The sequence below is a fragment of the Actinomadura sp. K4S16 genome (assembly GCF_008327685.1).
GTDB lineage: Bacteria > Actinomycetota > Actinomycetes > Streptosporangiales > Streptosporangiaceae > Spirillospora.
On record NZ_BDDE01000014.1, the window covers coordinates 484,641 to 497,379 of the forward strand.

At 71.9% G+C, this 12,739-nt stretch carries 13 protein-coding genes; 8 read left to right on the forward strand and 5 right to left on the reverse strand.

The window, feature by feature from the left end; all coding sequences use genetic code 11:
* Positions 1 to 146 precede the first annotated feature (146 nt).
* Positions 147 to 776: an LUD domain-containing protein gene (locus K4S16_RS20655; protein ID WP_149260609.1), complete on the forward strand. Its 630-nt coding sequence runs from the start codon at positions 147 to 149 to the stop codon at positions 774 to 776.
* A 40-nt stretch (positions 777 to 816) separates the two neighbouring features.
* On the opposite strand, the gene K4S16_RS20660 is transcribed toward K4S16_RS20655, so the two are convergent.
* Positions 817 to 1,176, reverse strand: coding sequence for a hypothetical protein (locus K4S16_RS20660; RefSeq protein WP_149260610.1), 360 nt, complete (start codon positions 1,174 to 1,176; stop codon positions 817 to 819).
* Positions 1,177 to 1,179: 3 nt separating this feature from the next.
* Positions 1,180 to 2,007, reverse strand: a complete 828-nt coding sequence (locus K4S16_RS20665) for a TNT domain-containing protein (RefSeq protein ID WP_149260611.1) — start codon at positions 2,005 to 2,007, stop codon at positions 1,180 to 1,182.
* Between the two features lie 676 nt (positions 2,008 to 2,683).
* On the opposite strand from K4S16_RS20665, the gene K4S16_RS20670 reads away from it, so the two are divergent.
* From K4S16_RS20670 to K4S16_RS20680, 3 genes are all read left to right on the forward strand, one after another.
* Positions 2,684 to 3,388, forward strand: coding sequence for a DUF998 domain-containing protein (locus K4S16_RS20670; RefSeq protein ID WP_235036945.1), 705 nt, complete (start codon positions 2,684 to 2,686; stop codon positions 3,386 to 3,388).
* 57 nt (positions 3,389 to 3,445) lie between these two features.
* Positions 3,446 to 3,820: a YciI family protein gene (locus K4S16_RS20675; protein WP_149260612.1), complete on the forward strand. Its 375-nt coding sequence runs from the start codon at positions 3,446 to 3,448 to the stop codon at positions 3,818 to 3,820.
* Between the two features lie 71 nt (positions 3,821 to 3,891).
* Entirely contained in the window at positions 3,892 to 5,142 is a 1,251-nt protein-coding gene (locus K4S16_RS20680) for an RNA polymerase sigma factor (RefSeq protein WP_200841990.1), read from the forward strand.
* A gap of 48 nt (positions 5,143 to 5,190) precedes the next feature.
* Here K4S16_RS20680 and K4S16_RS20685 read toward each other — a convergent pair whose 3' ends face one another.
* On the reverse strand, positions 5,191 to 6,234 hold the full coding sequence (locus K4S16_RS20685) for a hypothetical protein (RefSeq protein WP_149260613.1): 1,044 nt from the start codon (positions 6,232 to 6,234) through the stop codon (positions 5,191 to 5,193).
* A gap of 74 nt (positions 6,235 to 6,308) precedes the next feature.
* On the opposite strand from K4S16_RS20685, the gene K4S16_RS20690 reads away from it, so the two are divergent.
* Positions 6,309 to 6,899, forward strand: a complete 591-nt coding sequence (locus K4S16_RS20690) for a TetR/AcrR family transcriptional regulator (RefSeq protein WP_149260614.1) — start codon at positions 6,309 to 6,311, stop codon at positions 6,897 to 6,899.
* A 131-nt stretch (positions 6,900 to 7,030) separates the two neighbouring features.
* Here K4S16_RS20690 and K4S16_RS20695 read toward each other — a convergent pair whose 3' ends face one another.
* Positions 7,031 to 8,197, reverse strand: coding sequence for a DUF4185 domain-containing protein (locus tag K4S16_RS20695; RefSeq protein ID WP_149260615.1), 1,167 nt, complete (start codon positions 8,195 to 8,197; stop codon positions 7,031 to 7,033).
* A gap of 230 nt (positions 8,198 to 8,427) precedes the next feature.
* Between K4S16_RS20695 and K4S16_RS20700 the strand changes: the two genes are divergently transcribed.
* Positions 8,428 to 8,898 carry a YfbM family protein gene (locus K4S16_RS20700; protein ID WP_160160971.1) on the forward strand — a complete coding sequence of 157 codons (471 nt, stop codon included), beginning with the start codon at positions 8,428 to 8,430 and terminating at the stop codon, positions 8,896 to 8,898.
* A gap of 58 nt (positions 8,899 to 8,956) precedes the next feature.
* Here K4S16_RS20700 and K4S16_RS20705 read toward each other — a convergent pair whose 3' ends face one another.
* Positions 8,957 to 9,964 carry an ATP-dependent DNA ligase gene (locus K4S16_RS20705; protein WP_235036946.1) on the reverse strand — a complete coding sequence of 336 codons (1,008 nt, stop codon included), beginning with the start codon at positions 9,962 to 9,964 and terminating at the stop codon, positions 8,957 to 8,959.
* A 224-nt stretch (positions 9,965 to 10,188) separates the two neighbouring features.
* On the opposite strand from K4S16_RS20705, the gene K4S16_RS20710 reads away from it, so the two are divergent.
* Entirely contained in the window at positions 10,189 to 12,267 is a 2,079-nt protein-coding gene (locus K4S16_RS20710; protein ID WP_149260618.1) for a peptidoglycan recognition protein, read from the forward strand.
* Between the two features lie 49 nt (positions 12,268 to 12,316).
* The gene (locus tag K4S16_RS20715) at positions 12,317 to 12,682 is read left to right on the forward strand and encodes an MmcQ/YjbR family DNA-binding protein (RefSeq protein WP_308800804.1); all 366 of its coding nucleotides are present in this window, start codon (positions 12,317 to 12,319) and stop codon (positions 12,680 to 12,682) included.
* Positions 12,683 to 12,739: the final 57 nt, after the last annotated feature.

The following is a 12,739-nucleotide window of genomic DNA, read 5'->3' on the forward strand; positions in this document are numbered from 1 at the left end:
TCCCTCGGTCGGCTCTGCCTTCACCGGTTCGACCGGACAGCGCACCGGAATGTGAGGCCGATGCGCCGCCTCACATTCGGAGGAGCCATGTTGTCGGACTGCTGAGACGAACACATTGTTCAGCGGACAGGAAGCTCAGAGACACCATGACTACCCCGATCCCGGCGGCGCCCTTCACCGACCCCGCCCCGGAGCAGCGCCTGGAGCGGGCGGCCGCCGCGCTGGCCGCCCACGGTTTCACCGTCGAAGTCCTCGAAGACGCCGCCGCCGCGCGTACCCGCATAAAAGCACTGATACCCGAGGGCGCCGGCGTCTTCACCGGGGCCAGCGAGACCCTTCGCCTGTCCGGCATCGACGAGGACATCAACGGCAGCGGACGGTACGACGCCATCAAGCCGCGCGCCCTGGCCATGGACCGCGCCACCCAGGCGGACGACATCCGGCGGCTGCTCGCCGACCCCGACGTCATCGTGGGCAGCGTAAACGCGGTCACCGAGACCGGCTCCCTCGTGATCGCGTCGGGCAGCGGCAGCCAGCTGCCCGGCTACGCCGGCGGCGCCGACCGGGCGATCTGGGTCGTCGGGGCGCAGAAGGTGGTACCCGACCTGGACACCGCGCTGCGGCGCGTCGAAGAGCACTGCCTCCCGTTGGAAAGCGCCCGCACCCAGGAGGCCTACGGGTGGCCCAGCGCCATCAACCGCCTTCTCATTCTCAACGCGGAACACCGTCCCGGGCGCGGCACCGTCCTTCTGCTCCGCGAGGCCATCGGATTCTGAACCGCTTTCCGGGCGGTGCTCCTCGGAATGGCGACGGCCGTCAATTGTCGTCCGGTGGACGCTCGCCGTTTCCTTGAGCGTCGCGGGCGCGGCGGTATTCCTCCCATGCGATGCGCTGCGATTCCTCGAGTTCCTCGACGCTCGGCAGTTCACCCGGCGGTGGAGGCGGTTTCGAGGAAGTGACGAGGTCGTAGAAGAAACGGCATGCCTCGTCCTCATCGGTGAAGCCGCGCATCTGCACGTACTCGCCGCGCTCGCAGAGCCCGACGGCCCAGCGGCCCTCCCGCCATCGCAGGTAGAGGTACTCGCTGGGCCGCCAGGCCGGCTCATGGACGCCCTCGATCTCGTACTCCCGAAAACCGGCGCCGGTCAGCGCCGCTTCGAGATCGTGGCGGTCCAACGGTCAGTAGACCCGCCGCAGGTACTTCTTGTGCACGAGCCACTTCACCGAGAGCATGCTCGGCGCGCCTCGGACGTAGTCCCCCATGAGGACGTACTGGAGCCCCCGTCCCGGCTGCTGGAACGCGGGTTCGGCCGGGCCCCCGTCCACCGAGAAGGACCGCGCGACGCGGTACACGTGGTAGTTGCACAGGTGCTTCGGGTCGTCGGCGCGCGTGTTGAGGCTGTCCGGCGGCAGCGCGCGCGACGCGAAGGACGCCCCGGCCGGCGACAGGAACCGGCCGGTCTCCGCGCCGAACCGGTCGATGAACTGGCCGGCGCGCAGCCTCACCCTGAACCGCGCCGGGCGGCTGTTGACGTCCCGGAGCTGGTGGGCGAAGCCGTCGTCCGGCGGGTAGCGCCAGCCGGGCGGGACCTTGGTCTCGTCCCAGTACTGGTACAGGAACTGCGAGGGCGACAGGGGGCCGTAGCGGTCGTAACCGCGCAGCAGAAACCCGAAGTATCCGTGGCGCGGGAGCCGCACGGGCCCCAGGCGCGGGTCCCGCTTCACATAGGGCGGCCCGCAGATCTTCCCCTTGCCGTGGCCGGCCTCCTCCGCGGCCTTCGCGAAGCCTTCCGCGGTCGTCGGCACCGCCTGCGGCTGCTCCGACTGCCGGGCGCAGTCGTCGGCCTGCCTGATGATCTCCCTTGCGCCGACCGCCAGCGGGGCGGTGCACGCGTCCGCCCGGGGTGAGGGCACGCTCTCGGAATGGGCGGCCTCCGCGGTTCCCGTCAGCGTGACGGTGAGGCCGAGGATCGCGGCCGAGATGGCGCCGCCTCTGAATACCCGCATTCGCTCTCCTGTTGCGTCGGTGGTTCCCGCTCCCCCGAAGGGGACCTCAGACGAGCGGGCCGCCGATGAGCGCGTACTGCCGGTTTCTGGAAAAACTGCGGTCGAGGTCCGTTCGCCGACTTGACGGTTCCCCGGCCCCGCCCACGTGATCAGCCGCCCCGGCAAACACCCGACAAAAAATCGCCGGACAAAAAAGGCAACCCACCGGAGTCACCAAAAACGCCCGCTGCCCTTAGCCATTTCCGCCGGGTTCACCGCAGTGGGCGGCAAGGAAGGGCTGCGGCGCCGCCCACCCGGCGGCACGGCCGGGTCCCGGGCGAGCGCAGGCGTGATCGGCGCCTTCTTCTTCAGACAGGTGGGCCGCACCGGCACCCGCCAAGCGCCGACCGCGGGGGCGGCAGGGCGCAGGGTGCCTCGTTGCGGCTGAGCGTCGTGCTGGCGGCGGTCGTCTTCCCCTTCCGCGCATGCCGGGGGGCGTGGAGGCAGTCGGTTCCGGGGCGGGATCTTTTGCGGTTCACGTGGGCTGACCAGGGAGAACTCGCTCGGTCGTCAGTCGTCGAAGAAATCTCTGAGAAAAATCCGGGTGGGCTGTCGAATCGGTGTCGTCTCGTTCGAAGAGTGCTCAGAGGGCCGAGAGGCAGCAGGAGCCGGGCCCGGGGCATGTGAGGAGAGCACCGTGATCGAGCAGCGGACGAGGAGCACGTCGAAGGCCACGCACCGGGCCGCCTGCGACCGGGAGACCAGCGTCACCAGGTCGCTCCTGGGGTACGGCGTCATCGCCGGGCCGCTGTTCGTCGCGGTGGTGCTCGCCCAGGCGCTGACCCGCGACGGCTTCGACCTCAGCCGGCACGCCTGGAGCCTGCTGGCCAACGGCGACCTCGGCTGGATCCAGGTCACCGACTTCGCGGTGGCCGCGGCGACGACCCTCGCCTGCGCGGTCGGCCTGCGCCGTGCCCTGGGCCGGGGGCGGGGCGCCGTCTGGGCTCCTCGCCTGATCGGCGGTTACAGCGCCGGGCTGCTCGCCTCGGGCGTCTTCCGCGCGGATCCGGCGATGGGCTTCCCCGCGGGGACGCCGGAGGGGCCGGGGACGGTCAGCTGGCATGGAATGCTCCACTTCGCCTGCAGCGGCGTCGGCTTCCTCTGCCTGGTCGCCGCCTGCTTGGTCATCGGCAGCCGGTTCGCCGCCGAAGGCCGCAGGGGGTGGGCCGCCTACTCCCGGCTCAGCGGTGCGCTGTTCCTGGTGTCGTTCGCCGCGATCGCCACTGGCGGAGGCGCCGCATGGGCCACAGTGACCTTCATCGGCGGCGTCCTGATCAGCTGGGGCTGGATCTCGGCCCTGTCGGTCCACCTGTACCGCCGCACCGCGCCCGGCCGCGCCTGAGAAAGAACCCTCCCCCGACCATTCGTTCGTCCTGAATCACCATCGAAGGAGAGCACCATGCGATACATGATCACCCTGCGGGTCATCGACCAGCCCGACACCCCGCCGCCGGCCGACCTGATGGAGGCCATCGCCAAGCTCGGGGAGGAGGCGACCCGGTCCGGCGCCCTGCTCGACACCGCCGGGCTGGCCCCCAGCTCGGAGGGCACGCGGATCACCCTGACCGGCGGTGATCTCAGCATGGTGGACGGGCCGTTCACCGAGGCCAAGGAGCTGATCAGCTACGCCATGTTCGAGGTCCGCTCGAAGGAGGAGGCCGTGGAGTGGGCCTCCCGCTTCCTGAAGGTCCACCGCGACCACTGGAAGGGCTGGGAGGGCGAGGCCGACCTGCTGCGCGTGATGGGCCCCGAGGACTTCGCCGCCCCCGCCTGACCGGCTCACCTAACCGACGCCCCCGGCCGGAATCCGGCCCGGGGCGTCGGCCCGCGTGCTTTGATCGGTCCATGACGGGCGGCGACTCACACCGGACGGTCGAGGCGGTCTGGCGGATCGAGTCCGCCCGGGTGGTCGCGAGCCTGGCCAGGCTCGTCAACGACGTCGGCCTGGCCGAGGAGCTGGCTCAGGACGCCCTGGTCATCGCACTGGAGCAGTGGCCGCGGGACGGCGTGCCCGACAACCCGGGCGGGTGGCTCATGCTCACCGCCAAGCACCGGGCGATCGACCTGATCCGCCGCAACGCCCGCTACGCCGACAAGCTCGCGGAGGTCGGCCGGGACGTGGAGCTCCGCCAGGAGTCGGCCGAGGCCGAACTCGTCGACGCCCTCGACGACCACATCGGCGACGACCTGCTGCGCCTGCTGTTCACCGCCTGCCATCCCGTGCTGCGGCCCGAGGGGCGGGTGGCGCTGACCCTGCGCCTGCTGGGCGGCCTGACGACGCAGGAGATCGCACGGGCCTTCCTCGTCCCGGAGCCGACCGTGGGGCAGCGCATCTTCCGGGCCAAGCGCACCCTCGCCGACAAGCAGGTGCGGATCGAGCTGCCCGCGCCGGACGAGCTGCCCGCCCGGCTCGCGTCCGTCCTGGAGGTCATCTATCTGATCTTCAACGAGGGCTACTCGGCGACCGCCGGGGACGGCTGGACGCGCCCGGCGCTGTGCGAGGAGGCGCTGCGCCTGGGCCGCGTCCTGGCCGGCCTCATGCCGGACGAGGCCGAGGTGCACGGCCTGGTCGCCCTGATGGAGATCCAGGCGTCCAGGCTCCGTGCCAGGACGGGCCCGGAAGGGGAGCCCGTCCTGCTCCTCGACCAGGACCGGAGCCTGTGGGACCGCCTGCTCGTCCGCCGGGGGCTGGCGGCCCTCGCCCGCGCCGAAGCGCTCGGCACGCTGGGCCCGTACGGGCTCCAGGCCGCGATCGCCGCCTGCCACGCCCGCGCGGCGGCGGCCGAGGACACCGACTGGGAGCGGATGGCCGCCCTGTACCGGGTGCTCGCCCACCTCGCGCCCTCCCCCGTGGTGGAGCTGAACCGCGCGGTCGCGGTGGGCATGGCGTACGGCCCGGCACGGGGTCTGGAGATCGTGGACGCCCTGCTGGAAGAGCGCTCGCTCAGGAACTATCCGCAGCTGCCCGCCGTACGCGGCGACCTGCTGGAGAAGCTGGGACGCCTGGACGAGGCCCGCGAGGAGTTCCGGCGGGCGGCCGAGCTCACCCGGAACGAGCGCGAGCAGGCCCTGTACCTCGCCCGCACGGAGCGGTGACTCCCGGCCGCCGCGGCTCGCGGCGGCCGTTCGCGGCCATCCGCGACGTCAGCGGTGGATGCCGAAGATGTGCGCGGTGTGCGGGGTGTCGACCAGGGTGTGGGGGGCCAGGGCGTGGTACGCCCAGACGTGCACCCATGCGTTGCCCGTGCGGACGGTGAGCCAGGCCTTCACCATGCCGGGGCCGAAGTAGGTGAGCAGCAGGAAGGCGATCGAGATCGCCGCCTCCCGGGGAGAGCCGTACTCCGCCCACGAGTCCCACACGTGCAGCGCCGCGTAGGTCAGGCCGCCGAGGATCACCGTCGTCGCGATGGAGCCGGTCAGCTTCACGAAGCGCGGTATCAGGATCGCGTAGATGAACACCATCGTCGGCAGGACCGTGCCCGCCATGTAGAGGAGGAAGGTGAGCGGTACGCCCAGCAGCAGCTGCCTGCCGGTGAGGTCGAAGATCTCCGGATGCAGCGCGGCGATCTGCACGGCACCCTCGACCACCAGCACGACGACGATCAGGCGGAGGTCGCCGCGCCGGTCGGCGGAGACGAGGTTGAGCGCCCTGGCCGGGTAGCGGCGCCAGAAGTACGCCAGCGGCGCGAGCGCGAACACCACCAGGTTGTAGCCGGCCCAGGCGATCGCTTCCGACCGCGCGACGTGGTCGTCCGTCTCGTTCACCGAGCCCGCCAGGTGCAGGCCGAACGGGTGCCAGCCGAACGCCCGCCCCACCGCGAAGCCGAGGGCGAGGCCGCCGGCTCCGTAGGCGAGGAGCAGCAGGGTCTCGCGGAGCGCCGTGGCGCGCTCGGGGGCGCGGGCCGCCAGGTCGGGTCCGGGCCGGCGGCGGGTGAGGAAGAAGACCAGGGCGATGATGAGGAAGACCTCGGCGAGGCGGACGTTGAAGTCCAGCAGGTAGGCGGACGTGGAGCGTTCCGCGGCGTCGTGCAGGTGAAGCGGGAGCCTCCGGCCGGCCAGGGCCAGGATCAGCGCGTTCGCCGACACCCACCCCAGCACGGCCAGCCGCACGGCGCGGTTGCGGAACAGCGATCGGGCCGTGCCGCCGTCCGCTGAGGGACCGGTTCGCGAGGGGGATTCGAGGCGCATCGGAGGACTCCGTTCGATCTAGCACAACTGTGCTACTTTCCCGGATGGTAGCACGACTGTGCTACTAATGGGCGATGCCTCGAATGGTGGACGGCGAGCAGCGGCGCCGGGACGTGGTGGCCGCGGTGTGGCGGGTGATCCTGCGGGACGGGCTGGACCGGGCCTCGGTGCGCAACGTGGCGAGCGAGGCCGGGCTGTCGATGGGGTCGCTGCGGCACTACTTCGCCACCCAGTCCGAGCTGCTGGCGTTCACCCTGCGCGCGATCATCGAACGGATCCAGCGGCGGATAGCGGCGCTTCCCCCCGAGCCCGACCCGCGCCGCCGCGCCGCGCTGGTGCTGGCCGAGCTGCTGCCGATGGACGAGGAGCGCGCCGTCGAGAACCGGGTCTGGCTGGCCTTCACCGCGCGGGCGATGGTCGATCCGGACCTGGGGGCCTTGCAGAGCGAGGGTTATGCCCTGCTTCGCGAGGGCTGCCGCACCGTCGCGCGCTCCCTGGACGTCCCCGAACCCGCCGTGGAGTACGAGACCGACCGGCTGCACGCCCTCGTCGACGGCCTGGCCGTCCATGCCGCGACCCATCCCGAGGTGACGACCCCGGCGCGGATGCGCGAGATCATCGCCGGCCACCTCGCCGAACTCGCCCGCCGCGCCGAGTCCGGCTGACCGGCCCGTTCCGCGCCGGGGGAGCGGCACGGCCTGCGGCGTCGGCCGATCGGTTACTTCGAACAGCCGCACGCCGGGTGCCGCTCGCCGGTCGAGCCGGGCGCCGTCCGGGGACGGCGCCCGGTTCCGGCTCAGGAGAGCATGTTGACCTTGTACTGCATGATCCGGTAGTTCGTCGGGTCGTACCACTGGCTGACGATGATGTGGAAGTTGCCGAACGTCGAGCCGGGGACGACGAAGCCGCCGTAGGGGTTGGCGACGAGGTTCGCCGCCTCCGCCCCGGGAGCGGACGGCAGGATCATCGTCTGCTCCAGCGTCCTGGTCAGGTCCGAGGTCGGGAGCGGGAAGACCATCGCCCGGATCGACAGCGGGTTCATGTTCAGCCAGGTGAGGACGTACTTGCCGTCCATGGCGCGGAAGCAGATCTCGCCCCACCTGCGGACGCCGAAGACCGTGGTCGGGGGCGCGCCCCAGCGCCAGCCGCCGTCCGCGTACCCCCAGGGCTCGTACGCGCCCGGGTCGCCGAGCCGCTCCTTGCGCACCCGGTGCAGCAGCATCCCCGAGTCCCGCTCGCGGTTGAAGACGGTCGACAGGACGTAGCAGTACCCGTCGTCCGCGACCGCGTAGGTCTTCTGCTGGAACTGGCCGCCGTGCAGGTCACCGGGCCACTGGCACAGGTACTCCCAGGTCTCGCCGTTGTCGGTGGAGCGCCAGAAGTCGGTGTGGTGGGTGTCGTAGATGACGCCGCGCATGAGGTGCATGTACATGACGCCGTCCACGACGAACGCGTCGGACGGGATCGCCGTGGTGGCCTTGTCGCCGACCGGGTTGTGCGGCTCGTCCACGAGGGCCCTGGCGTGGCCTCCGCCGACGCTCCCGTCGATGCGCAGGTTGTTCACGTCGCCGTTGCCGGAGCGCAGGCCCACCGGGGCGCGCCAGTCGACGGCGGGCTCGCCCGGGTTCGGCACGTGGTCGCCGCCGAAGGTGTCGCCGCAGACGAACAGCATGGTGCCGTCCGGGCACCGCACGGGGATGCCGAGGTCGGTCCACGGCGAGGCGAACGGACCGGTCTCGGCCGGGCCGCTCAGGTTCCGCACCTTGGTCGCGAGGGTCGGGCTGGACGGGTCGCCCGGCCCTCCGGCCGTCCGCACCGCCACCCGCCGCTCGTCCCGGCTGAACCCGGCCCACCCCGCACCGACCGCTCCCGCGCCGAGGGCGACCCCGGCGCCCGTCCTCAGCAGCCTGCGGCGGGAGAAACCGCTGGCGGCCGGGTCCTTGCCGTCCGTGGGACGTGTCATCTGCCGATGCCTTTCAGGTCGACTCTCGTGCACTGGAGATGCCCTTGGCGCCGCGGCCCTTGGCGAGGATCGAAGGATCCCGGTCGTCGGCGAGAGGCTCAGAAGAACATCAATGTCTGTTTTACCGCAGGACGGGGAGAGTCGCCAGGGAATCACGGTCAGTGATCCGGTCCGTCCGGCCGCGAGCCGGTCCTCCCGGCCGTCGGTCCCGGTGCGTACGATCGCCGGTCATGCTGGGAGTGCACTTCGCGATCACCGACGAGCAGGAGCGCGCCCTGCTCGCGGGCGACGAGGACGCGGTGGCCGAACTCCTCGAAGACCTCGAGGAGAACTGGGAGGACGACCACCTCAAGGTCGACACCGACAAGGCATGGGAGGCCGTCCACCGATGCCTCGGCGACGGGACGCTCGACTACGAGGGCTACCCGCTCTCCCATGCCGTGCTCGGCGGCCGTCACCTGCACCAGGAGTTCTACGTCGTCCATGTGTCCGCGGCCGAGGTGAGGGACGTCGCGGAGGCGCTCCGGCCTCTCGACAAGGGCCGGCTGCGGCAGCGGTACGACACGCTGCCCCCAGACGACCATGCCGGCCCGCGCGGCGACCAGGACTTCGAGTACACCTGGACGAACTTCGCCGACGTCCGGGCCTTCTACCAGCGAGCCGCCAAGGCCGGCCGCGCGGTCATCTTCACCGCCACCTGAAGCCGGAGGCGCCGCCGCGCGGCTTCAATCCCCGATAAGGGCTCGGACCGGCTGCCGGTCACTCCAGGTCGAGGTCGTGGGGGACGTCTTCGGGGGTCAGGTCGGGTCTAAGGCGGAGGAAGCGGACGGAGTGGCGCCACCGGCCGTGTTCTACGGCGGCGTCCACGCTGATCTCTGCGACGGCGGTCGGGGTCACGCGGGTGTAGTGGATCGGGTCCCTGGTGCTTGGGAGGCCGCCCGCCCAGCCTGCCGGGAGGGGCTCCGGCCAGGGGTGCTCGTCGCCGGCCGGAGTCAGGGTGCCGGTGAGGGCGGTGCGTGCTCTGGGGTTCAGGGGTGTGGTGCGGGCGACCACTCGGAGCGTCCCGGCGGTCGTGTGCCTGCCGAGGAGGAGGGTCTGCGGCCGGTCGAGGGGGCCGGTCACCCCGCCGATGATCGCCTCGGTCGTCGTGCGGTGCTTCACCTTCCACCAGCCGCGCCGACCCTCCTTGTAGGGGTCGGCCGCGGCCTTCACGACCAGGCCCTCGACGCCCTGCGCGACGAGGATCTCGAACCACAGGCGGGCCTCGCCGACGTCGCGGAGCTGCGGGCAGAGGACGACTCGGGACGTGCCGGGCAGGTCGCTCAGGAGGCGCTCCAGCTCGGTGCGGCGGGAGGAGAGCGGCGCGGGGCGATGGTCCACGCCGCCGGTCTCCAGGACGTCGAACACCACGTAGTGGCACGGCTCGGTGACGGCGCGGCCGGCGCGGCCGCGGCGCGTGACATGGCGGCGTTGCAGGGCGGAGAAGTCGAGGCGGCCGTCGGGCCCCCAGCGGACGATCTCCCCGTCCACGACGGTGCCGGGTGGCAGCGCGCCGGAGACGGCCGAGACCACCTCGGGGAAGGCCTCGTCCAGGCGTTTGAGGCGGCGTGACCAGAGTTGGACACCGCCGTCGTCGTCCACGCGGGCGACGCAGCGGAACCCGTCGAACTTGGGCTCGTAGCGGCACCCGCCCGAGCAGGCCCTTTCCTCCGGGATGCGGTCGACGGCCGTCGCGGCCATGGGGGCGACGGGTCCTCGGATGTGCACCTGCCCTCACCCCCGATCCGACTCCTGTGCTGGTACCCGCCGGCCGCGCCGCCAGCCGACCTTGGCGCGCGTTTGGGCAGGTGATTGCCCACGTCCGCGCTCCCTTACAGGGGGTGCCGGTACCGCCGACGGGACGGGCCTGGCAAGCTGTGACGTTCTGGACGGCCGTGACGCTGAATGATCACTGGCTCGGTCTTGGACGGGGAAGAATGCTCAAGCGCACAATGATCGTGACTTCGGCCGCCACCCTGGCGGTGGCGGGGACGGTGGTCTGGACGGTCTCGTCGTCGTCGTCGACGGCGACGACGGCGTCCGCGACCAAGGCGGGGCCCGGGAAGGTGCACGCCCGCGCCCTCGGCGACATCGCCACCGCGGCGGCCGCGGGCCAGAAGGTCAAGGGCCTGCCCGCCGCCGCGACCGACCCGTTCAGCCTCGTCGGCGTCACGTGGAACAAGCCGCGCGAGGAGCTCAAAGGGACGGTCCGGCTCCGCACGCGGGACGCGAAGACCGGCCGCTGGTCGGGGTGGCGCGCCCTGGAGCCGGAGCTGGCCGACGCGCCCGACCAGGGTGGACGCGGCGGGACGAACGGCCTGTGGGTCGGCCCGTCCAACGGCGTCGACGTGCGCGTGACCGGGCAGAAGGGCCGCACGCTGCCGGACGGCCTGCGCGTCGACCTGGTCGACCCGGGCGCGTCGGCGGCGGCGCCGACGCCGCGGGCCGCGGGCGAGGGCCGCACCGGGATGAAGCTGGTGGCGGCGACCACGCCCCTCGCCGGGACCGTCACCGCGCCGAAGCCCGCCATCGTGCCGCGGTCCGGGTGGGGCGCGGACGAGTCCCTCGTCAAGGCGCCGCCGGACTACGACACCTCGGTCAAGGCCGCGTTCGTCCACCACACCGACACGGGCAACGGGTACTCCTGCACCGAGTCGCCGTCGGTGATCCGGTCGGTGTTCCTGTACCACGTGCAGAGCCAGGGCTGGAACGACATCGGCTACAACTTCCTCGTCGACAAGTGCGGCACGATCTTCGAGGGGCGGGCCGGGGGCACCGACCGCCCCGTCCACGGCGCCCACACCTACGGGTTCAACACCGACACCACCGGCATCGCCGTCCTCGGCACCTACACCGCCGCGGACGACCCCAGCACTCCGGGCGTCGCGCCCACCAAGGCCGCCCTGGACGGCACCGCGAAGATCGCGGCGTGGAAGCTGGGGCTGACCGGCGTCGACCCCACGGCGAAGACGACCCTGACCTCGGCCGCGCCCAACGGGACGGGCGGCAAGTACCCCTACGGGCAGCAGGTCGAGTTCAACACGATCTCCGGGCACCGCGACGGGTTCGCGACCGCGTGCCCCGGTGCGCAGCTCTACTCCGCTCTCCCCACCGTCCGGACGGCCGCCAAGCAGCTCACCGTCCCGGCGCTGGAAGCCACCGTGACCGGCGCGACGGCCGCCGGGGGCCGCTACTACACCAAGAGCACGGCGACCCTGAACTGGACGCCTGCCGAAGGCGCGACCTACACGGTCAGCGTGGACGGCGCCACGGCGGCGACGCCGGCGGCCGGGGCCACCTCGGCCACGGTGACCCTCGCGCCGGGCACGCACTCGGTCCAGCTCCACGCGGCCTTCAGCGACGGGACGACCTCGGCGTCCCCCGTCTTCACGGTCGTCGCGGACACGACGCGCCCGGTCATCTCCTCGCAGGCGCTCTCGCTGCGCAAGGGGACGGTCAACAGCGGCGCGTGGCCCGTCACGCTCAGCTGGAAGGCCAGTGACAACGGGCTTCTCAGCTCGCTGAAGGCCACCTCCCCCGCCGCGAAGACGTTCTCCACCACCACGACGTCGTGGGCCGCGGTCTCCAAGCCGGGCACGACCCAGACCTGGACGCTGGCCGCCGCGGATGCCGCGGGCAACACCGGCACCTCCAGCCTGAGCCGCTACACCGGCGGCCAGACCGAGGGCGCCGCGCGCCGCACCGGCACCTGGGGCCTCAGCACCACCAAGTACTACCTGGGCGGACGCGGCCTCTACAGCAAGTACCGGGGTGCGAGCGCGAGCTGGACGTTCACCGGGCGCACCGCGGGCCTGATCTTCAAGCGGGCCTCGTACCTCGGCGCGGTGTACGTCTACGTGGACGGCGTCAAGATCGGCACGCTGGACACCCGGGCGTCGACCACGGCCTACCGCCAGCTGCTGTGGACGCGCACCTGGAGCAGCAGCGGCACGCACACCATCAAGATCGTCGTCGCGGGCACCTCGGGCCGTCCCATGGTCGGCATCGACGGCCTCGTCTACCTCCGCTGAGATCCGGAGGCACCGGGCCCGGGCTCAGCCCGGGCCTAGAGTGGCTCGGGTGGACGACGGTTCGTGGCGCGATCGGGTGATCGCGGAGTGCCTGGGGAAACCGGGCGCGGTGGAGGAGTATCCGTTCGGCGACGAGGTGGCCGTGTTCAAGGTCGCCGGACGGATGTTCGCCCTGGTGCCGCTGGGCGCGTCGCCGCCGAGCGTCAGCCTCAAGTGCGATCCCGACCTGGCCGAGGAGCTCCGCGTCCGGCACGCCGCGGTCACGCCCGGCTACCACCTCAACAAGCGGCACTGGAACACGGTCGTCCTCGACGGCTCGGTGCCGGACGAGGAGGTGTGGGAGCTGGTCGACCACTCCTACGACCTCGTGGTCGCCAAGCTCACCCGCGCCCAGCGCGACGCCCTCAAACCCTGACCGCCGGATTTCTCGCGCCGGAGCGATGAATCGGCGAGGTCCCCGCGGTACACACCT

Excerpts from the sequence above, each read along its gene's own strand:
- K4S16_RS20700 (WP_160160971.1), top strand. The coding sequence starts at position 8,428 with ATGCTGGGAGTGCACTTCGCGATCACCGACGAGCAGGAGCGCGCCCTG.
- K4S16_RS20710 (WP_149260618.1), top strand. The coding sequence starts at position 10,189 with ATGATCGTGACTTCGGCCGCCACCCTGGCGGTGGCGGGGACGGTGGTC.
- K4S16_RS20690 (WP_149260614.1), top strand. The coding sequence starts at position 6,309 with ATGCCTCGAATGGTGGACGGCGAGCAGCGGCGCCGGGACGTGGTGGCC.
- K4S16_RS20680 (WP_200841990.1), top strand. The coding sequence starts at position 3,892 with ATGACGGGCGGCGACTCACACCGGACGGTCGAGGCGGTCTGGCGGATC.
- K4S16_RS20675 (WP_149260612.1), top strand. The coding sequence starts at position 3,446 with ATGCGATACATGATCACCCTGCGGGTCATCGACCAGCCCGACACCCCG.
- K4S16_RS20655 (WP_149260609.1), top strand. The coding sequence starts at position 147 with ATGACTACCCCGATCCCGGCGGCGCCCTTCACCGACCCCGCCCCGGAG.
- K4S16_RS20695 (WP_149260615.1), bottom strand. The coding sequence starts at position 8,197 with ATGACACGTCCCACGGACGGCAAGGACCCGGCCGCCAGCGGTTTCTCC.
- K4S16_RS20685 (WP_149260613.1), bottom strand. The coding sequence starts at position 6,234 with ATGCGCCTCGAATCCCCCTCGCGAACCGGTCCCTCAGCGGACGGCGGC.
- K4S16_RS20665 (WP_149260611.1), bottom strand. The coding sequence starts at position 2,007 with ATGCGGGTATTCAGAGGCGGCGCCATCTCGGCCGCGATCCTCGGCCTC.